16 protein-coding genes are annotated in these 19,704 nt (G+C 43.6%); 11 read left to right on the top strand and 5 right to left on the bottom strand.

All coding sequences use genetic code 11. From position 1 onward, the window contains the following. Positions 1-102 precede the first annotated feature (102 nt). From KFO40_RS03965 to KFO40_RS03950, 4 genes are all read left to right on the top strand, one after another. Positions 103-2,628 carry an FAD-dependent oxidoreductase gene (locus KFO40_RS03965; RefSeq protein ID WP_211146092.1) on the top strand — a complete coding sequence of 842 codons (2,526 nt, stop codon included), beginning with the start codon at positions 103-105 and terminating at the stop codon, positions 2,626-2,628. 31 nt (positions 2,629-2,659) lie between these two features. Further along, a complete protein-coding gene (locus KFO40_RS03960; RefSeq protein WP_004314299.1) occupies positions 2,660-3,010 on the top strand; it encodes a winged helix DNA-binding protein in 351 nt (116 codons plus the stop codon). Positions 3,011-3,237: 227 nt separating this feature from the next. Continuing rightward, positions 3,238-3,873: a DUF4136 domain-containing protein gene (locus tag KFO40_RS03955; protein ID WP_004314298.1), complete on the top strand. Its 636-nt coding sequence runs from the start codon at positions 3,238-3,240 to the stop codon at positions 3,871-3,873. A gap of 15 nt (positions 3,874-3,888) precedes the next feature. Next, positions 3,889-4,515: an outer membrane beta-barrel protein gene (locus KFO40_RS03950; RefSeq protein ID WP_008019936.1), complete on the top strand. Its 627-nt coding sequence runs from the start codon at positions 3,889-3,891 to the stop codon at positions 4,513-4,515. Between the two features lie 87 nt (positions 4,516-4,602). On the opposite strand, the gene KFO40_RS03945 is transcribed toward KFO40_RS03950, so the two are convergent. The 3 genes from KFO40_RS03945 to KFO40_RS03935 are packed head-to-tail and all read right to left on the bottom strand — an operon-like array spanning position 4,603 to position 9,256. Then, positions 4,603-7,614 carry a glycoside hydrolase family 3 N-terminal domain-containing protein gene (locus KFO40_RS03945; RefSeq protein ID WP_211146091.1) on the bottom strand — a complete coding sequence of 1,004 codons (3,012 nt, stop codon included), beginning with the start codon at positions 7,612-7,614 and terminating at the stop codon, positions 4,603-4,605. Next, positions 7,611-8,444, bottom strand: coding sequence for a bifunctional metallophosphatase/5'-nucleotidase (locus KFO40_RS03940; RefSeq protein WP_211146090.1), 834 nt, complete (start codon positions 8,442-8,444; stop codon positions 7,611-7,613). The genes KFO40_RS03945 and KFO40_RS03940 overlap by 4 nt, the downstream gene beginning before the upstream one ends. Positions 8,445-8,470: 26 nt before the next feature. Then, on the bottom strand, positions 8,471-9,256 hold the full coding sequence (locus KFO40_RS03935; RefSeq protein ID WP_211146089.1) for a 5'-nucleotidase C-terminal domain-containing protein: 786 nt from the start codon (positions 9,254-9,256) through the stop codon (positions 8,471-8,473). Between the two features lie 155 nt (positions 9,257-9,411). Here KFO40_RS03935 and rplS point away from each other — a divergent pair, with 155 nt between their 5' ends. Further along, positions 9,412-9,765, top strand: coding sequence for a 50S ribosomal protein L19 (gene rplS / locus KFO40_RS03930; RefSeq protein ID WP_008026232.1), 354 nt, complete (start codon positions 9,412-9,414; stop codon positions 9,763-9,765). A 452-nt stretch (positions 9,766-10,217) separates the two neighbouring features. Here rplS and KFO40_RS03925 read toward each other — a convergent pair whose 3' ends face one another. Beyond that, positions 10,218-11,351 (bottom strand): hypothetical protein, encoded by a 1,134-nt coding sequence (locus tag KFO40_RS03925; RefSeq protein ID WP_211146088.1) that lies wholly within the window; start codon positions 11,349-11,351, stop codon positions 10,218-10,220. Between the two features lie 182 nt (positions 11,352-11,533). Further along, positions 11,534-12,514, bottom strand: coding sequence for an ROK family protein (locus tag KFO40_RS03920; protein ID WP_049701173.1), 981 nt, complete (start codon positions 12,512-12,514; stop codon positions 11,534-11,536). 179 nt (positions 12,515-12,693) lie between these two features. On the opposite strand from KFO40_RS03920, the gene KFO40_RS03915 reads away from it, so the two are divergent. From KFO40_RS03915 to msrB, 6 genes are all read left to right on the top strand, one after another. After that, on the top strand, positions 12,694-13,410 hold the full coding sequence (locus KFO40_RS03915) for an ABC transporter ATP-binding protein (protein ID WP_008026229.1): 717 nt from the start codon (positions 12,694-12,696) through the stop codon (positions 13,408-13,410). Between the two features lie 97 nt (positions 13,411-13,507). Then, positions 13,508-14,767 (top strand): ABC transporter permease, encoded by a 1,260-nt coding sequence (locus KFO40_RS03910; protein ID WP_008026227.1) that lies wholly within the window; start codon positions 13,508-13,510, stop codon positions 14,765-14,767. A gap of 4 nt (positions 14,768-14,771) precedes the next feature. After that, positions 14,772-16,013, top strand: a complete 1,242-nt coding sequence (locus tag KFO40_RS03905; protein ID WP_211146087.1) for an ABC transporter permease — start codon at positions 14,772-14,774, stop codon at positions 16,011-16,013. Between the two features lie 56 nt (positions 16,014-16,069). Next, positions 16,070-17,170: an efflux RND transporter periplasmic adaptor subunit gene (locus tag KFO40_RS03900; protein ID WP_055235819.1), complete on the top strand. Its 1,101-nt coding sequence runs from the start codon at positions 16,070-16,072 to the stop codon at positions 17,168-17,170. 9 nt (positions 17,171-17,179) lie between these two features. Further along, positions 17,180-18,517 carry a TolC family protein gene (locus tag KFO40_RS03895; RefSeq protein WP_211146086.1) on the top strand — a complete coding sequence of 446 codons (1,338 nt, stop codon included), beginning with the start codon at positions 17,180-17,182 and terminating at the stop codon, positions 18,515-18,517. An 84-nt stretch (positions 18,518-18,601) separates the two neighbouring features. Further along, positions 18,602-19,630 (top strand): peptide-methionine (R)-S-oxide reductase MsrB, encoded by a 1,029-nt coding sequence (gene msrB / locus KFO40_RS03890; protein WP_211146085.1) that lies wholly within the window; start codon positions 18,602-18,604, stop codon positions 19,628-19,630. Positions 19,631-19,704 lie beyond the last annotated feature (74 nt).

The following is a 19,704-nucleotide window of genomic DNA, read 5'->3' as shown; positions in this document are numbered from 1 at the left end:
TGAAAAACAGGGTGCGCAAATATAGTTTTTTTATCTGAATCCATGAACATTTCTTCGCCCCTGTTTGTTATTTCCACAGGAAACTATTTACACTATAAACAGATGAAAATAATTATTATTGGGGGAGTTGCAGGAGGAGCCACCACTGCTGCCCGAATCAGACGAGTAGATGAAACAGCAGAAATTATCCTTTTGGAAAAAGGAAAGTATATATCATACGCCAATTGCGGCCTTCCTTATTATATAGGAGGAGTGATAGAGGAACGGGATAAATTGTTCGTGCAAACGCCCGAAGCCTTCTCTACACGCTTCCGTGTAGATGTACGTACAGAAAACGAAGCGATTTTTATTGACCGGAAAAGAAAGACAGTGACCATCCGGCAAAGCAGTGAAGACACTTATGAGGAGAGCTACGATAAATTAGTCATCTCCACCGGAGCTTCCCCGGTGCGTCCTCCTCTTCCGGGAATCGACCTTAGCGGAATCTTCACGTTAAGGAATGTCACCGACACGGATCGGATCAAAGAATATATCAAGAGCCACGCTCCGCGAAAAGCCGTTATCGTAGGAGCCGGATTTATCGGTCTGGAAATGGCGGAAAACTTACATACACAGGGAGCGAAAGTGTCGATTGTGGAAATGGGCAATCAAGTGATGGCTCCTATCGACTTCTCGATGGCATCGCTCGTCCACCAGCACTTGATGGATAAAGGAGTCAATCTTTATCTGGAACAAGCTGTCGCCTCTTTTAGCCGGGAGGGAAAAGGATTGAAAGTAACGTTCAAAAATGGTCAGTCCATTTCTGCCGATATCGTTATCCTGTCAATCGGAGTACGCCCGGAAACCAGTCTGGCACGAGCTGCCGAACTGACTATCGGCCCTGCAGGAGGTATTGCCGTGAATGATTACCTGCAAACGTCTGATGAATCGATTTATGCCATCGGTGACGCAATCGAGTTCCGCCATCCGATCACCGGAAAACCCTGGCTCAACTATCTTGCCGGACCTGCCAACCGTCAGGGACGCATCGTTGCAGACAACGTTCTCGGGGCAAAAATACCTTACGAGGGTTCTATCGGCACTTCAATCGCAAAAGTTTTCGACATGACCGTTGCTTCAACCGGTTTACCCGGCAAGCGCCTGCGCCAGGAAGAGATAGATTATATGTCATCTACCATCCATCCCGCCTCTCATGCCGGCTACTATCCGGATGCCATGCCGATGAGTATCAAAATCACTTTCGACAAAAAGACGGGAAGATTGTACGGCGGGCAAATCGTCGGTTACGACGGAGTGGACAAACGGATTGACGAACTCGCGCTTGTCATCAAACACGAGGGAACGATCTACGACCTGATGAAAGTGGAACAAGCGTATGCTCCTCCGTTCTCTTCGGCCAAAGATCCGGTAGCACTGGCAGGATATGTAGCGGAAGACATCATTACCGGCAAAACCAATCCGGTATATTGGAGAGAGTTGCGGGACATTGAAATGGAAAATAAGTTCCTCCTGGATGTCCGCACCCCGGACGAATATTCTTTAGGCAGCCTACCGGGTGCCGTGAATATTCCGCTGGATGAGCTTCGTGACCGGCTGGCCGAACTGCCGAAAGATAAAATGATTTATACCTTCTGCGCTGTCGGACTACGGGGCTATCTTGCCTACCGGATATTGACTCAACATGGATTTGACAAGGTGCGTAATCTCTCGGGAGGACTGAAGACTTATCGAGCCGCCACTGCTCCGATTATCATACGCGAAGAAAATGGAAATGAAATAGACGAATCACCCGAACAACAGGGAGGTAGTCCCCAAGTTGGGCAACCTGCGGTTGCTAAGGTTTCGGATACCACGGTTACTGCCACTGCTGCCGTCACCGCCGATGCTCTTGCAAACCCCGCTAAAACAGTTCGGGTAGACGCCTGCGGGTTACAATGTCCCGGCCCGATTTTGAAAATGAAAAAAACAATGGATACACTGGCGTCAGGTGAACGGGTGGAAATCACCTCAACCGATCCGGGATTTCCGCGTGACGCCGCCGCATGGTGCAGTTCAACGGGCAATCAACTGATTTCGAAAGACAGCTCCGGAGGAAAATCTGTTGTTGTCATAGAAAAAGGAGAACCAAAATCGTGCAATATTGTTACTTCATGTGAGGGCAAAGGAAAAACCTTTATCATGTTTAGTGATGATTTGGATAAAGCTTTGGCTACTTTTGTACTAGCAAACGGCGCAGCAGCTACCGGGCAGAAAGTCACCATCTTCTTTACGTTCTGGGGACTGAACGTCATCAAGAAGTTGCACAAACCGGAAACCGAAAAGGATATTTTCGGAAAAATGTTTGGCATGATGCTGCCTTCCAGCTCCAAAAAGCTGAAACTTTCTAAGATGAGTATGGGCGGAATAGGCGGAAAAATGATGCGGTATATCATGAACAAAAAAGGGATTGATTCACTGGAATCCCTGCGCCAGCAAGCGCTGGAAAACGGTGTGGAATTTATTGCTTGCCAGATGTCAATGGACGTGATGGGAGTCAAACAAGAAGAACTCCTGGACGAGGTGACCATTGGCGGCGTAGCAACGTATATGGAACGGGCGGATAACGCAAACGTTAATCTATTTATTTAAAAAATGAACAAATGAAATATTTAAATAAGGTATGAAAACAATATGTGCAATGCGTGATGTATTCAAAGCAATGGGAAACTTTGAAACAGCATTTGAAAAAATGTACCAGATAACGCTTAATGAAGCAATGATATTGTGTGCCCTTAAAGAGGCTTCGGACAAAGTGACGGCTACCAACCTGTCTAAACAAACCGAACTAAGCCCCTCACACACATCCAAAATGCTGCGGATACTGGAAGAAAAAGGACTAATCGTCCGATCACTCGGAAGTGAAGACCGGAGACAGATGTATTTCCATCTGACTCAATTGGGTAAACAACGGGTAACTGAACTGGAACTTGATAAGGTAGAAATACCGGATCTACTAAAACCTCTGTTTTAATAAACGGATTTTTCAAATAAATATCTGTAAATAATAAACGGTGAGCAAACTCCCTGATAATAGGGCAGAGCGCTCACCGTTTTTCTTTCCGCCGGGCCAAAGAAATATGTTAATTTTCCGGCAAAAGAAATTTCCACGCGAACCTTTTTCCACCTTTCTTGTTGTTTGTATCAAAAGCCCAAGGTACCTGGGCGTGATTTTTATATAACCTAAACATTATAAAAGATATGAAGAAATTAATTCCTATTTTATTGGCGGTCTTTGCACTCGCTTCATGTGAAAAAGACCCGGACATGGGTAAACTGGATGACAATTATCTGGTATACACTAACTACGACAAGAAAGCCGATTTCAAAGTTCCTACATTCTATCTGGCACCACAGATTCTGGTCATCAGTGATAGTAAAGAACCGGAATATCTCGAAGGTGAAGGCGCAGAACAAATTCTGGCAGCTTATACAGACAATATGGAAGCTAGAGGTTACGAAGCAGCAGCTGACCAGGAAAGCGCAGATCTTGGTATCCAAGTGAGCTACATCGCAAGTACTTATTATTTCACCAGCTACACACAACCTGAATGGTGGTGGGGTTATCCCGGATATTGGGGTCCTGGCTACTGGGGTGGCAACTGGGGTGGTGGATGGTACTACCCGTATGCAGTAACTTATAGTTATAGCACCAACTCCTTCCTGACAGAAATGGTGAACTTGAAAGCCGAACAGGGAGACAGTAAAAAACTGCCTGTTGTATGGACAAGTTATCTGACCGGATTTGAAACTGGTTCCAAAGCTATCAACCGTACTCTTGCAGTAGAAGCTGTCAACCAGTCATTTACACAGTCACCTTATCTTACTAACAAATAAACAACTACAACTGTTATGAAAACAAGAAAAAATATATACTTCAAGGTAGTAGCCTTGGCGGCTATTGCCATCGCCTTCGCCATGCCGGCTAAGGCACAGCTATCGGACAATGGATATGCAAATATCGACTGGCAGTTCAACGCTCCGCTAAGTAACAATTTTGCTGATAAAGCAAGCGGTTGGGGTATGAACTTCGAAGGTGGTTATTTCGTGACTCCTAACATCGGTTTGGGTCTTTTCCTCAACTATCACAGCAACCACGAATATGTAGGTCGCGAAACCTTCCAGATGGGTGCCGGTGAAGTGACTACCGATCAGCAACATACCATTTTCCAATTGCCTTTCGGTGCTGCTGCACGTTACCAGTGGAATCGCGGTGGAGCCTTTCAACCATACGTCAGTGCTAAATTAGGTGCTGAATATGCTAAAATCCGCTCTAACTTCAGCATGCTGGAAGCAAGAGAAAACAGTTGGGGATTCTACGCTTCTCCTGAAGTAGGTATCAATGTATTCCCATGGGTTTACGGACCGGGCTTGCACTTTGCTTTGTACTACAGCTATGGTACCAACAAGGCTGACGTACTGCATTACAGTGTAGATGGATTGAGCAACTTCGGCTTCCGCCTGGGTGTATCCTTCTAAGGCTGGCTGACAACTATCAGAATTTACGTTAATAATAAAAAAGGTAAAAGGTAGCTTTTAATATAGGCACCTTTTACCTTTCTTTTTTTATTTTTTCTTCATCGCATCATAAATAGCTCCCTGTATTCGCTCACGAATGTGCAGTTGGTTCAGTTTGCGATTTGTTACATCCGGATAAATCCGGTTACTAAGGAATACATAAACCAGTTCATTGACCGGGTCTACCCATGCACATGTACCGGTAAAGCCAGTATGACCATACACTCCGGCAGGTGCGGCAGGAGCACAATTTCCTTTCTTCGGATCATCAGCATCCGGTTTGTCAAACCCCAAGCCACGCCGGCTGATCTTTGAAGTTTCCGTAGTAAACAACTGGCAGGTTTCTTTGCTTAGATAGCGTTGACCGTCTATTTCTCCTCCATTCAACAACATCTGATAAACGCGGGCTACATCACGGGCAGTAGAGAAAAGTCCGGCATTTCCGGCCAATCCACCAAAGAAAGCGGAAGCCTCATCATGCACAAATCCCTGCAAAGTCTCTTTACGCAAGAAACGGTCTTTGTTGGAAGGGACAATTTCCGATTTGGCAAAACGGCGTAAAGGCAAGTAGCCTGTATGCTCCAACCCCATCGGTTCGTAAAACTCATGTTGCAGATAGGCTTCCATAGGCATACCGGCCAGTTGTTCTACCAACATACCCAACAGAATAAATCCGACATCACTATATACATAGCGTTTCTGCTTTAACGGAGCTTCCATTATTTTCTCTTCCATCACCTTCCGGAAGGAACGGTTTAGCCACAAACTATCGCAGATTTGAACAGTGTAATCACCTGTCTTGACGGGAGAGACGTATTCACTTTTGAATTTGAACTTCGGATTCGCCCATGAAGTCGTTCCCAACTGTAACGGATGATGCGCATCTTTGCGTGCGCTGAACAATCTTCCGTCATAACTATCTTTATCAATGGCTTCTTGGTAGAAAGGAATCCAGGAAGGTAAACCGGACTGATGATACAGGATTTCCTGAATCGTTATATCTTTCTTATCAGTACGTTGCAAAAACGGTAAATGATCCGAAATCTTATCTGTCAGATTGAAACGTCCCTTATCGTAGAGTTTCATGATGGCAAGCAAAGTGCCCGTCGTCTTTGATAAGGAAGCCAAATCGTAGATACTGGTAGACTCGACACGCGAACTTCCTTTACCCGCATAAGTGCCGAAAGATTTGTCGAACATGATATGCCCGTTTTTCAACACTACCACCTGGCAACCGGGATAAGCTCCCTGACGAATACCGTCTAATGCGATGGAATCAATGCGTTTCAGATGAGTAGAAGAAAGTCCGTATTCTTCCGGCACGAAATGCAACGGCGTCTTGGGGGTAATGGTCACTCCTGCTCCCGTTGGAAACAGTTCTCCCAAGCTTGCCGACAACTGTCCGTCTGCGGATGCCTTGGCAAATAACACATCTGCGACCTGACGCTGCACGTCTACATTATAACTATGTCCCAACACGACTGCCGAAGCATGAGCCACGGCCCGCTGAATTTGTAACATCATCTTCCCAGGAGTGAAGAACAGATAAATAGCCGGACTTTGAGGAGCAAACTTCGCAAAGAAAGGCTGATAAGAAGCCAGCCGCTGTTCGCTAATGGCTACAATGATTCGTTTATAGGTAGACAAAGAATCACGCAACCGTTGGTTTTCCTCTTCTGTCTGATTAGCGCGAAGGCAAAAGCGGGCCAAAGAGGTATAACGGGAAAGTTGTTTGGCCAATACATCAGTTTTTCCAGGATTTCCCACTTCGAGCAGTGCAATCTTCTGTTCCTTGTCTGTATGTAGAGGAAGGATATGATTCTTATTGCTCAAAACAGTTATTGCCGCTAAATTCAACCGACGAACCAGGTCACGTGTCTGCGGACTATTAATGCGTTGTTCCAGACCGGATAATTGTACATACGATTTCTTCTTAAGTCCCAACACATATTTATAAGTCAAGACTTTGCGGCATTTGCTTTCAATCTCTTCACGGCTTAGTTCCCCTTTTTCAACAGCTGCCAGTACGGCCGGTATCTCGTCCTTCAGGTTACGGGGAGACAGTACCATGTCATTACCTGCTTTCAAAGCCTGCAAACTGACATTTCCATTTCCTGCCACACCTTTCATGGCAAGCGCGTCGGTAAATATCAGCCCTTTGAACGCCAGTTCATCGGTCAGCAAATCATACACGACATTGCGGGACAAGGAAGACGGAAGTCCGCCAATAGGTTCAATCACCGGAACTTGCAGATGCCCCACCATCATACCGCCCAGTCCGGCACGGATGGCCTCTTTAAACGGATAAAGTTCCACACTATCCAGACGCTCGCGAGTGAAAGGAAGTACCGGAAGCGCTTTATGCGAATCGACATCGGTATCCCCGTGTCCGGGAAAGTGTTTGCACACAGATAACACCCCTCCACCTTCCAAACCGGAAGCATAAGCGATTACCTTATCGGCCACTTGGATCGGATCTTCGCCAAAAGAACGGGTATTGATGACAGGATTTTTAGGGTTTATATTCACGTCCGCCACGGGAGCGAAGTTTACCTGTACTCCAATCTGCCGGCATTGACGGGCAACTTCACGTCCGTACTCATAAAGCAGCCGGTTGTCGCGGATACATCCCAGCACCATATTTCGCGGGAAAACAGGCGTACCGCGCAAGCGCATAGACAACCCCCATTCTCCATCAAAGGTAATCATCAAAGGAACTTTGGCTTGTCGCTGCGCCCGGTTCGTCAGTTCGACCTGGTTTTGCATCTTCCCGCCGGAAAAGAGAAGGCCGCCTACCTTATAAGTGTCGATGACTTCGCGCAGCAGTTCCAGGTTTCGTTTGGTGTCTACCGGAGCAATGGTATAAATGAATAACTGACCTACCTTTTCTTTAAAGGAAAGTTTATCCATCACCGAATCAACCCAGTGCCGGCAGTCCTTGTCCTGAAGGGCTTTGTACACGAGCAGAGGTTCAACGGTGGTAGCATTTTGCGCCGGACTCGAAACTGTGCCGACCGCGATAAGGAATAAAAGCGTTACTATTAAGGGAATTATCTTCATTTATGTTTCAATGTCAAATCAAGACGGCCTACACGAACACCATTTTTTCCTGTGTGCATGACAGGCACCTCTTTTCCGTCCATATTCAAGTATGTTTTGGGGCCTTCCATAAATGTATGGGAGTGTCCACCCAGAATCACGTCGATATTGTGTGTTCCGGCAACCAGATGTTCATCCATCTGGATGCCCAGATGAGACAGGCATACGACCAGCTCACAACCTTCTTCCTCTTTCAACAAGGTAGCTATCTCGTTGGATACACGGATAGGATCTTCATAAACGACTCCTTCGCATTTATTGGCCTGAATCATTCCTTCTGGCTGGGTTCCGAGGCCGAACACGCCAATTCTCAAACCATATTTCTCCAGAACGACGTAGGGCTTGACTATATCTTTTAACACCGTAGCATCCAGATTATAGTTGGCACAAACGACCGGAAAATCAGCCATCTTAAAAATACGGGCCATATTATCCACATCGAAATCAAACTCATGGTTACCGATTGTCATTGCATCATAGCCCATTTCATTCATCAGTTTGATTTCTACTTCTCCACGGAACATATTATAATAAGGTGTCCCCTGGGAAATATCTCCGCAATCGAAAAGCAATACATTCTTATGATCTTTGCGGAACTGTTCGAGAAAAGCAGCCCGGCGGACAAAACCACCTTTGTTATAATATCGGTCGCCCTTCTGATTGATAGGTTCGATACGGCTATGCACATCGCTTGTTTGTAAAATGATCACTTCTTTGGTATCCTGCGCAAAGATTGAAAAAGTGAAACTCAATGCAAGACATAGCAGGAATAATATCTGAAATCTTTTCATATTCAATATTTTTAGATTCTCCTTTTTTATTTTATCGTAATACGTCCGTCCAGTTTGGAGGTAATCGCTTTGCCTTCGGCTGTTTGTTTGCGTACATAATCAAGAAACAGTCCGCGTAAGGTAGCATCTTCGGGGCATACTCTCTTTTCTGCCTGCAGGAACGCATCCATTCGTCCGTTTCCATCTGCCAGATAGTCGATAGTAGCCACTGTGTAAAGCTGGTCATCTTTTAACGGTTTTCCAGCTATAAATGCGTTCAGCAGCTTTCCGTCTTTTGTGATTTCAAGGCGGATACCGCTCACTCCTTCTCCATGCAGAGACGCTATTGCTTCACAAAGGCGTCTCAAGTCTGTCCCTTTCATAGTCAATACACAAAGGGAATTCTCGAAAGGAAGAATTTCAAAAACATCTCCTACCGTGATATCTCCTTCGGGCAAGATATTACGCAAGCCGCCCATATTTACCAATCCCATATCGGCCGGTTTCCCCAATACCTGGGTTGCCGCTTGCTGTAGAACACCCGCGACAAGGTCGGATAGCAAGCTTTCAGGAGCTCCTTTGTCCATCTTCATCGCACTGGTACCGATAACTTCATACATCATCGCATCCACCTTTTCCTTATAAGGCTTTAAGATTTCGGTAGCTTTCACGTTGGGAGTGGTGTCCCAAACAGAATCAATCGTTATCATGCTACCCTCTACTTTGGTTACTTCGTACTGTGCCGTAGTCTCGCGTGCGGTCCGGCAGGAAGTAAACAGGAAACCTCCTGTCAACACTGCCACCATCAGATACTTTACATAAGTCTGTTTCATGTTCGCTATTTTTAGATATGCTACAAATATACAAAAACATTTGGCTATCTGGCAAATAATTCGTTACTTTGCACCGCTTTCGCGCAATCGCTGTCAAGAGAAGAGATACTTGGTATGTTGCGTTGTAACGATGAAACAATTTAATAATAACAACAATGGATTTAATTAAAATTGCAGAAGAAGCATTTGCTACCGGAAAACAGCACCCGAGCTTCAAAGCAGGAGACACTGTAACAGTGGCATATCGTATTATCGAGGGTAACAAAGAACGTGTACAGTTGTACCGTGGTGTTGTTATCAAAATCGCCGGTCACGGAGACAAGAAACGTTTTACTGTACGTAAAATGTCAGGAACTATAGGCGTAGAAAGAATTTTCCCAATCGAATCACCGGCTATCGATAGCATCGAAGTGAACAAGGTAGGTAAAGTTCGTCGCGCTAAATTGTACTACCTGCGTGCTCTTACTGGTAAGAAAGCTAGAATCAAAGAAAAAAGAGTTAACGGCTAAGCCAAACTTTTCGATTCGAAATAAAAAAGGGAACTTCATTCATTATGAGGTTCCCTTTTTTATTGCTACCATCCTCTAAGCAATCCTATTTCTTCAATTTACTGACCGTATGATTATTCAATTCCGCACGGTTTTGAATAAAATAATGGAGTATTCTGGAAACGTTGTGGTAAATCTGAAAAAGACGATTAAGTTTTTAAGATTCCCCGTTATCTTTTTATTATAATGAATGGGTCAAGGGTGAGGGGTGGTGAGGGTAGATTTATAACCTTTTATTTTATTATTTTCTATACTATCTCCTTTTTTATCTATAAAAAAAATACGAAAGTTATAAATCTACCCTCACCACCCCTCACCCTTGACCCATTCATTAGCGCACCGTTTAACTCGTTTCTGCACTGCAATGTTTCTCCTGACATATAAAAATAACAAATAAGATTTTTAATATTGTGTTATTTTTCTTGTTGATGCAACATTTTATATTTTATACGTTTGTCTATCAGCCACATGAGTACCCAGTAGAAGGGTAATATAATGGGATAAAATATTATTATCAGTGCAATATATCCATGTCTTTGCGAAGCGTCTTTGCCAATAACAAAATCTATTATTGAGTAGGAGTAAATGAAAAAGAGCAAAATAAAGAATGGAACCAAAATACTTCCCAGAATGACTACCCATGAGAATCGCTTTTGACGATTACTCTTTCGATAACAGGTTATAAATTTCAAGTGTAGCAGAAATAAGAATATTCCGTACACTGCTGCCAATCCTTCCGGACCAAAGGTTAACAATATTTTAGCATAAGAATTCGGTTCGGGCTTATAAGTCAGTTCCATGAATTCGTCTTCGGGCAACGAATCAAAATGCCATGTGTTGATTTGTTTGATTCCACCCTCTTGGGGCTTTCCAAGGTTACTTGAATAGTCTTTTATCTTTCCTGCTTGTTCAACAGTAATGTCCAGTGTGCCAAAAGATTTCCATTTTTTGGCTGGCGACAGAGAGTAACGAAAGTTGTATTTAGTTATCCAATCAAGACAGTTTCGCCAGGGATATGCAGTGTATTCCACCCGGATACGATGAGTACCTTGCGAGAGTTCGGGCTGGAAGTACTTCATTTCAAAAGAATAATATGTTTCGCTCGTATTATCGTCCCATCGACATTCTATTTTTCTGTTGTTGTCGTCACAACGATCACAACTGTTAGTGAAATCACTGAATATAGAATCAGAAGATTCTTCCCCCTCTTCTTTTTTGAACGGAATATCGAACACTTTTACCGGACGATCATCAAGCCATACGCAAAAGTCGTCTTTATAGTCAACGGCACAAAAAAGGAGAGGAATTTGCTTACCGACTACGTCACTTTTGATCGTGTATTCTACCTTATATTTTGCAGTATGGAAATTCTCGTCTATCTGAATAAAGATACTTTCATGCAGAATATCCACATGCCTGCTCGAAATGGCACTGGCTGCTTTGGTTCCTTCAATGAAAGGTGATGCCATATTGGCTTTTGCAGAATTACAGATAAATAATAACATCAGGGATATAATGAGGACGGTGAATGAGGATCTTTTTTTCATGTCGTATTTCTTCTATTCTTAGTATATGCCACAAAAGTACCAAAAATATAGGGTTATTTATTATTAACTTCGTTTTTTGTATCTCAACCGAATAAACACAACCACAAGATAGCATCTAAAAACAAAGCCCCGAAAGTCATAAACTCCCGAGGCTTCATTACCTTTATTATAATAATGATATATTATTCTTTCAAATCTTTCAGTTCCCAAGCCAATGCACTGGCACCCAGTACAGCAGCATCAGAATCCTTCAATTCGGAAACGAGCAATTTCGTCTTACCTTTATAGATATTCAGGATATTATCATCAATGGCCTTCTGAATCGGTTTCATGATATAGTCACCGGACTTAGCCAAGCCACCGAACAATACAATGGCTTCAGGACTGGAGAATGCAATAGCATCCGCCAAAGCTTCACCCAGAATGTTACCTGTAAAGCTAAAGATTTCCTGTGCCAGTTTATCTCCTTGTACAGCTGCATCATATACATCTTTTGAAGTAATGTTTTCTGCAGGAATGTTACGAAGCAAGCTGGCATCCGTACGAGCGGCAAGGAATTCGCGAGCTGTGCGAGCTACACCGGTAGCCGAACAGTAAGTTTCCAGACATCCCTTACGTCCACAACCGCAAAGACGACCATCGCGACGAGCGATCACGTGTCCTAATTCGCCTGCAAAACCGTCATGTCCATATACCATCTGGCCGTTGATAACAATACCACTACCCACACCGGTACCCAATGTAATCATGATAAAGTCTTTCATACCACGGGCAGCGCCATAAGTCATTTCACCGATAGCAGCAGCATTTGCATCGTTTGTCAAAGCAGTGGGGATACCCAGTCTTTCTTCAAACATGGCAGCCAACGGAAGAATTCCTTTCCAAGGCAAGTTCGGAGCAAATTCAATCGTTCCCGTGTAATAGTTACCATTCGGAGCACCGATACCGATGCCTCTGATTTTATCAACGCCACCATTAGCAATAATCAATGGAAGCAGGCTTTTACACACTTCATCAGCGTATTCTTCTACTGTAGGATAACCAGATGTTTTGATTGAACTGCTGGCAATAATAGTTCCGCGTGCGTCTACAATTCCAAAGACGGTATTCGTTCCGCCTATGTCAATACCTACTACGTAGGGCTTTTCCATGTTTGAATTCATGATACTTTTATTTAAAAGGGTTAGTTAATCATTAAGTTTACTGCACACAAATTACGTAAAGAAGATTGAGTCTACAAAATGTTTTTCAAAAAAAGTTCAACCTCTTTGCAACTTTTCGTATCTTGCAGCCGTCTAATAGTAGAAAATTATTAGAAAACAGAATCTAAATAAAGAAAATTGTGATACAACTAACAAACGTCAACAAGACCTACAACAACGGAGCGCCTCTCCATGTACTTAAAGGTATCAATCTCAATATCGAACAGGGAGAATTTGTTTCCATCATGGGAGCATCCGGGTCTGGGAAATCAACTTTACTCAATATATTGGGAATTCTCGACAACTACGACACCGGAGAGTATTATCTGAATAACGTACTCATCAAGAACTTAAGCGAAACCAAAGCTGCCGAATACCGGAACCGCATGATCGGATTTATCTTCCAGTCATTCAATCTGATTTCCTTTAAAGATGCCGTAGAGAATGTAGCACTTCCTTTATTTTATCAAGGGATAAGCCGCAAGAAGCGAAATGCACTTGCCTTGGAATATCTCGACCGTCTGGGTTTAAAAGACTGGGCACATCACATGCCCAACGAAATGAGTGGCGGTCAGAAACAACGTGTGGCAATCGCACGGGCTTTAATCACCCAACCGCAAATCATTCTGGCAGATGAGCCTACGGGAGCTTTGGACAGTAAAACTTCCGTGGAAGTGATGCAAATTCTGAAAGATCTTCATAAACTGGGAATGACGATTGTAGTTGTCACCCACGAAAGCGGAGTTGCCAACCAAACAGACAAGATTATACACATCAAAGACGGAGTCATCGAACGCATTGAAGATAATATCGACCACGATGCCTCTCCGTTCGGCAAAGACGGTTTCATGAAATAAGTATTAAGTAATAAGTATTAATTCCATGCGGTCGCAGCGCAGCCTAATACTTAATACCTAATACTTAATACTTACTTATCACCTAATACTTAAAAAAATGATTGATATTTGGCAAGAAATATACAGTACCATCAAGCGTAACAAGCTAAGGACTTTTCTCACAGGATTTGCTGTGGCATGGGGTATCTTTATGCTGATCGTCCTGTTAGGCGCAGGCAACGGATTGATCCATGCATTCGAGCAATCGGCTTCCGAACGTGCCATGAACTCCATCAAGATTTTTCCGGGATGGACCAGCAAATCATACGATGGACTGAAAGAAGGAAGACGAGTGCAATTGGATAATAAAGACGTGGACGCTACCGACCATTATTTTCCGGACCATGTCATTAAAGCGGGGGCAACTGTGTGGCAAGGAGGTATTAACTTAAGTTTCGGACAAGAATACGTCAGTTTGAATCTTTCCGGCGTATATCCCAACCATACGGAAGTAGAAGTGGTGAAACTCTTCAAAGGACGTTTCATCAATGAAATTGATATTAAAGAGCGCCGGAAAGTAATTGTGCTCCATAAAAAGACAGCAGAGATTCTTTTCGATAAAACGCATACCGAGCCTATCGGGCAGTTTGTCAATGCCGGTAATGTGGTTTATCAGGTAGTAGGGCTGTATAATGATAAAGGAGACAGCGGAGACAGCGATGCTTACATCCCCTTCACCACCCTGCAAACGATTTACAACAAAGGAGACAAGTTGAATAACCTTGTCATGACTACCAAAAACCTGGAAACGATAGAAGCGAATGAAGCATTTGAAGCTCATTACCGCAAGGTGCTGGGGGCTAATCATCGCTTTGACCCGACAGACCATAGTGCTATCTGGATTTGGAACCGGTTTACCAACTACTTGCAACAGCAGCAAGGCTCGAACATGCTACGCATCGCCATCTGGGTGATCGGTATCTTCACACTGTTAAGCGGGATTGTAGGAGTGTCCAACATCATGCTGATTACCGTAAAAGAACGTACCCGTGAATTCGGTATCCGCAAAGCTCTGGGTGCCAAGCCGCTTTCTATTCTCTGGCTGATTATCGTAGAGAGTGTCACCATTACCACGATATTCGGATATATAGGAATGGTGGCGGGCATCGGAGTGACCGAATGGATGAATAACGCCTTTGGCAATCAGACAATGGATACCGGAATGTGGACGGAAACTGTTTTCCTGAATCCGACAGTAGATATAAGAATCGCCATACAGGCTACACTCACATTAATAATAGCTGGTACGTTAGCCGGATTATTCCCTGCCCGAAAAGCAGTCAGCATCCGACCAATCGAAGCACTTAGAGCAGATTAAGACTATGAGAATAGACATGGATACCTGTGAGGAAATCCTCATTACCATTACAAGAAATAAAACGAGAAGCCTGCTGACTGCATTCGGTGTTTTCTGGGGAATCTTTATGCTCGTCGCCCTGATCGGCGGCGGACAAGGACTGGAAGGCATGATGAAAAAGAACTTTGAAGGATTCGCAACCAACTCCGGCTTCCTTGCCGCACAGAAAACGGGCGAAGCTTACAAAGGTTTCCGCAAAGGCAGGTGGTGGAATCTGGAAGCTATCGACATCGAGCGTCTTCGTTCGAAAGTCAAAGATGTGGAGGTCATTACTCCTTCCATTGCCCGTTGGGGTTCCAAAGCTGTATACGAAGATAAGAAATACGATTGCAGCGTGAAAGGATTATATCCGGACTATCTCCACATCGAATCACAAGAAATGGCCTACGGCAGGTTTATCAACGAAGTGGATATACAGGAAGCACGTAAAGTGTGCGTTATCGGAAAACGTATCTATGAAAGCCTGTTCAAACCGGGAGAAGACCCTTGTGGAAACTACATACGTGTGGACGGAATTTATTATCAGGTGATCGGCATGTCTTCCTCCGAAGGGGATATGAACATACAGGGACGGGCTTCGGAAGCTGTCACCCTGCCTTTCACCACGATGCAGCAAACGTATAACTTAGGGGGACGGATCGACGTCATCTGCTTCACCGTGAAACATGGAATCAAAGTGTCCGACGTACAACCGGAAATGGAACAGATTATTAAAGCTGCGCATTATATCGCGCCTAACGACAAACAGGCACTTATGTACCTGAATGCGGAAGCAATGTTCTCGATGGTAGACAATCTGTTTACCGGCATCAACATACTGGTTTGGATGGTAGGATTGGGGACTCTGTTGGCAGGTGCCATCGGCGTATCTAATATTATGATGGTAACCGTGAAAGAACGTACCACCGAAATTGGTATCCGCCGGGCAATCGGCGCACGCCCCAAAGATATTCTGCAACAGATTCTATCGGAAAGTATGGTGCTTACTACCATTGCAGGAATGTGTGGAATCTCTTTTGCCGTCATGGTGTTGCAACTGGTAGAGATGGGAGCAAACGCCGATGGAGGAGACGTCCGTTTTCAGGTTACCTTCGGACTGGCAATCGGCACTTGTGCTCTTCTGATCGCACTGGGAATGTTGGCAGGTCTCGCACCTGCTTACCGGGCTATGGCTATCAAACCAATTGAAGCTATTCGCGACGAATAAAGAGGTGCGAGGGATTTCAATTATTAATCGTAAACAATAGAAATATAAATAAAGTCATGAAAAAGTATCTGAAAATCACATTATTGGTAGTCATTGCTATCATTCTTGTCGGAACATTCGTATTCCTTTATCAGAAGTCTAAACCCAAAGTAATCACTTACGAAATTGTAAAACCGGAAGTCACTGATCTCCAAAAGACTACAGTAGCTACCGGAAAGGTGGAACCGAGAGACGAAATTTTAATCAAACCGCAGATTTCGGGTATTATCGACGAAGTGTACAAAGAAGCCGGACAAGCTGTGAAGAAAGGGGAAGTTATCGCCAAAGTAAAAGTAATCCCTGAACTCGGTCAACTGAATTCTGCGGAAAGTCGTGTGCGCCTGGCAGAGATTAATGCAACACAGGCAGAAACGGATTTTGCCCGTGTAAAGAAGTTGTACGAAGATCAGCTGATTAGCCGGGAAGAATATGAGAAAAGTGAAGTAGCCTTGAAGCAAACTCGTGAAGAGAGACAGACGGCTAAAGATAATCTGGAAATCGTAAAAGAAGGGATTACTAAAAACAGTGCATCGTTCAGTAGTACGATGATTCGTTCTACCATTGACGGATTGATTTTGGATGTACCTGTAAAAGCCGGTAACTCTGTGATTATGAGTAACACGTTCAATGATGGAACCACGATTGCTACGGTAGCCAATATGAACGACATGATTTTCCGTGGTAATATTGATGAAACGGAAGTGGGACGTATCCATGAACAGATGCCGATCAAACTGACAATCGGGGCTTTGCAGAATCTGACTTTCAACGCCATTCTGGAATATATCTCTCCGAAAGGGGTAGAAACCAATGGTGCCAACCAATTTGAAATTAAGGCTGCAATTACCATTCCGGATTCCGTTCAGATTCGTTCCGGATATTCGGCTAATGCGGAAATCGTGTTGCAAAGGGCCAATCAAGTATTGGCAGTGCCCGAAAGCACTATTGAGTTTAATGGCGACTCTACATTTGTGTACATCATGACAGATTCAGTGCCTGAACAAAAGTTCCAGCGTACGCAGGTGACTGCCGGAATGAGTGATGGAATCAAGATAGAAATCAAGAAAGGAATAACTGCACAGGATAAAATACGGGGTGCAGAGAAAAAAGACAAATAATTGAATTCAATGAAAATAATTCGTAAAACCATATCAGCCCTTCTGCTTGCCGGAATCGGAATCACTTCTATCCAAGCGCAGAACAACTCTCCGCAAGCATGGACATTGCGACAATGTATCGACTATGCTATCGAGCATAATATAGAGATTCGTCAATCGGCCAACAGTGTTGAAGCTAATAAAGTGAGTGTAAACACTAGCAAATGGACACGTCTTCCGAATTTGAGCGGTAGCGCCAGCCAAAACTGGAGTTGGGGACGTACTGCTTCTCCGATAGACAACTCGTATAGTGACATTAACAGTGCCAATACCAGTTTCAGCTTGGGAACCAATGTACCTATATTTACCGGTTTGCAGTTATCCAACCAATATTCACTTGCCAAGTTGGATTTAAAAGCCGCTATAGAAGATTTGAATAAAGCCAAAGAAGACATTGCAATCAATGTCACTTCCGCTTATTTGCAGGTTTTATTCAACCAAGAATTAAGTAAGGTTGCTCATAATCAGGTAGATTTAAGCAAAGACCAGCTAAAGCGCATCCAAGGGCTCCACGGAGTAGGTAAAGCATCTCCTTCTGAAGTGGCCGAAGCACAAGCCCGTGTCGCACAGGACGAAATGACTGCTGTACAATCAGACAATACGTACAAGTTATCATTATTAGACCTCACCCAACTTTTGGAATTACCTACGCCTGAAGGATTCGTGCTCGAAAGTCCTAAGGAAGAACTAGAGTTCGAATCTCTCACTCCACCGGATGATATATATACACAGGCTCTTGCTTACAAACCAAGTATTAAGGCTGCAGAATACCGTTTACAAGGTAGTCTTAATAGCATTCGTATTGCTCAAAGTGCATTCTATCCACAAATCTCTTTCAGTGCCGGTTTGGGTAGCAATTATTATACGGTGAGCGGAAGATCAGAAAACAGCTTCGGCAGTCAGATAAAGAACAACTTGAATAAGTATGTAGGATTCAATTTGAGCGTTCCGATCTTTAATCGTTTTTCTACACGAAACCGAGTACGCACCGCTCGTTTACAACAAATAGACTTATCTTTGAGATTGGATAACGCAAAGAAAGTACTCTACAAAGAGATTCAGCAGGCTTGGTATAATGCTCTAGCTGCTGAAAGCAAGTACAACTCCAGTGAAGTGGCAGTGAAAGCTAACGAGGAGTCTTTCCGCTTGATGAGTGAGAAATTTAATAACGGCAAAGCTACCTTTGTAGAATATAATGAAGCCAAACTTAATCTGACGAAAGCTCTCTCGGATAAGTTGCAAGCTAAATACGACTATCTGTTCAGGACTAAAATTCTGGATTTCTACAAAGGACAGATCATTGAATAAAAAGAAATATATTTGAGTTTAGTATAGTAGTTCCTTAAAACATATCCGTTGGTTCATTCGTTATTATAGAAAGAACTAACGGATATGAAGTATTTTATCATCATAGTGATCGTAGTGATTAGTAATACATTTTTAGGAGTTGCTAAACCAATGAAAAATCAAGCAGAAATTTATTTTGCAGGAGGATGCTTCTGGGGAACAGAACATTTCCTGAAACAAATTCGAGGAGTAGAAAGTACTCAAGTAGGATATGCCAACAGTAATGTTGCCAACCCGAGTTATGAACAGGTCTGTTCAGGAAAAACCAATGCTGCGGAAACAGTAAAGGTGGTTTATGATCCTAAAACGGTAGATTTAAATTTGCTGCTTGATCTGTATTTCAAGACAATTGACCCTACCAGCCTCAACCGTCAGGGTAATGACCGGGGAACACAGTATAGAACCGGAATTTATTATATAAATAAAGAAGATCTTCCTGTCATTAACCAGGCTATTAAACTATTGTCTGCACAATATAAGACTCCTATCGCTATAGAAGTAAAGCCATTGACTAATTTCTATCCCGCAGAGACTTACCATCAGGACTATCTGGATAAAAATTCTGGAGGATACTGCCACATCAATCCTGCTTTATTTGAAATGGCACGCAAAGCCAATGCACCGAAAACTAAAGTGTATCAAAAACCGGATGACTCAACCCTCCGCAAGGAACTGTCGGCGGAACAATATGCAGTAACCCAGAAGAATGCCACCGAACCGGCCTTCCACAATGAATACTGGAATGAGCACCGCCCAGGCATTTATGTTGATATTACCACCGGAGAGCCTTTGTTTGTTTCTACCGACAAGTTCGATTCGGGTTGCGGGTGGCCTAGCTTTTCCCAGCCGATTCAAAAAGATATCATCGCAGAGAAGAAAGATACTTCGCATGGCATGATACGTACGGAAGTGCGCAGTAAAACTGGGGATGCGCATCTGGGACATGTATTCACAGATGGTCCGAAAGAGAAAGGCGGATTACGTTATTGCATCAATAGCGCCTCCCTTCGTTTTATCCCGAAAGAGAAAATGAAAGAGGAAGGTTATGGAGAATATTTGCCACTCGTTAAATAGGCACCGCACCGGAAAGTAATACAAATCAATATAAGCTGTTTATCAGATAAACAGAACGGTGGATTTCCTCATAG

Origin of the sequence: Bacteroides sp. 1001302B_160321_D4, from assembly GCF_015667765.1 — a bacterium.
Taxonomy (GTDB): Bacteria; Bacteroidota; Bacteroidia; order Bacteroidales; family Bacteroidaceae; genus Bacteroides; species Bacteroides xylanisolvens.
This window is presented reverse-complemented; position numbering and strand designations above follow the sequence as displayed.

Excerpts from the sequence above, each read along its gene's own strand:
- rplS (WP_008026232.1), top strand. The coding sequence starts at position 9,412 with ATGGATTTAATTAAAATTGCAGAAGAAGCATTTGCTACCGGAAAACAG.
- KFO40_RS03920 (WP_049701173.1), bottom strand. The coding sequence starts at position 12,514 with ATGAATTCAAACATGGAAAAGCCCTACGTAGTAGGTATTGACATAGGC.
- KFO40_RS03940 (WP_211146090.1), bottom strand. The coding sequence starts at position 8,444 with ATGAAAAGATTTCAGATATTATTCCTGCTATGTCTTGCATTGAGTTTC.
- KFO40_RS03895 (WP_211146086.1), top strand. The coding sequence starts at position 17,180 with ATGAAAATAATTCGTAAAACCATATCAGCCCTTCTGCTTGCCGGAATC.
- KFO40_RS03910 (WP_008026227.1), top strand. The coding sequence starts at position 13,508 with ATGATTGATATTTGGCAAGAAATATACAGTACCATCAAGCGTAACAAG.
- KFO40_RS03925 (WP_211146088.1), bottom strand. The coding sequence starts at position 11,351 with ATGAAAAAAAGATCCTCATTCACCGTCCTCATTATATCCCTGATGTTA.
- KFO40_RS03945 (WP_211146091.1), bottom strand. The coding sequence starts at position 7,614 with ATGAAGATAATTCCCTTAATAGTAACGCTTTTATTCCTTATCGCGGTC.
- msrB (WP_211146085.1), top strand. The coding sequence starts at position 18,602 with ATGAAGTATTTTATCATCATAGTGATCGTAGTGATTAGTAATACATTT.
- KFO40_RS03960 (WP_004314299.1), top strand. The coding sequence starts at position 2,660 with ATGAAAACAATATGTGCAATGCGTGATGTATTCAAAGCAATGGGAAAC.
- KFO40_RS03950 (WP_008019936.1), top strand. The coding sequence starts at position 3,889 with ATGAAAACAAGAAAAAATATATACTTCAAGGTAGTAGCCTTGGCGGCT.
- KFO40_RS03955 (WP_004314298.1), top strand. The coding sequence starts at position 3,238 with ATGAAGAAATTAATTCCTATTTTATTGGCGGTCTTTGCACTCGCTTCA.
- KFO40_RS03935 (WP_211146089.1), bottom strand. The coding sequence starts at position 9,256 with ATGAAACAGACTTATGTAAAGTATCTGATGGTGGCAGTGTTGACAGGA.
- KFO40_RS03965 (WP_211146092.1), top strand. The coding sequence starts at position 103 with ATGAAAATAATTATTATTGGGGGAGTTGCAGGAGGAGCCACCACTGCT.
- KFO40_RS03900 (WP_055235819.1), top strand. The coding sequence starts at position 16,070 with ATGAAAAAGTATCTGAAAATCACATTATTGGTAGTCATTGCTATCATT.
- KFO40_RS03905 (WP_211146087.1), top strand. The coding sequence starts at position 14,772 with ATGAGAATAGACATGGATACCTGTGAGGAAATCCTCATTACCATTACA.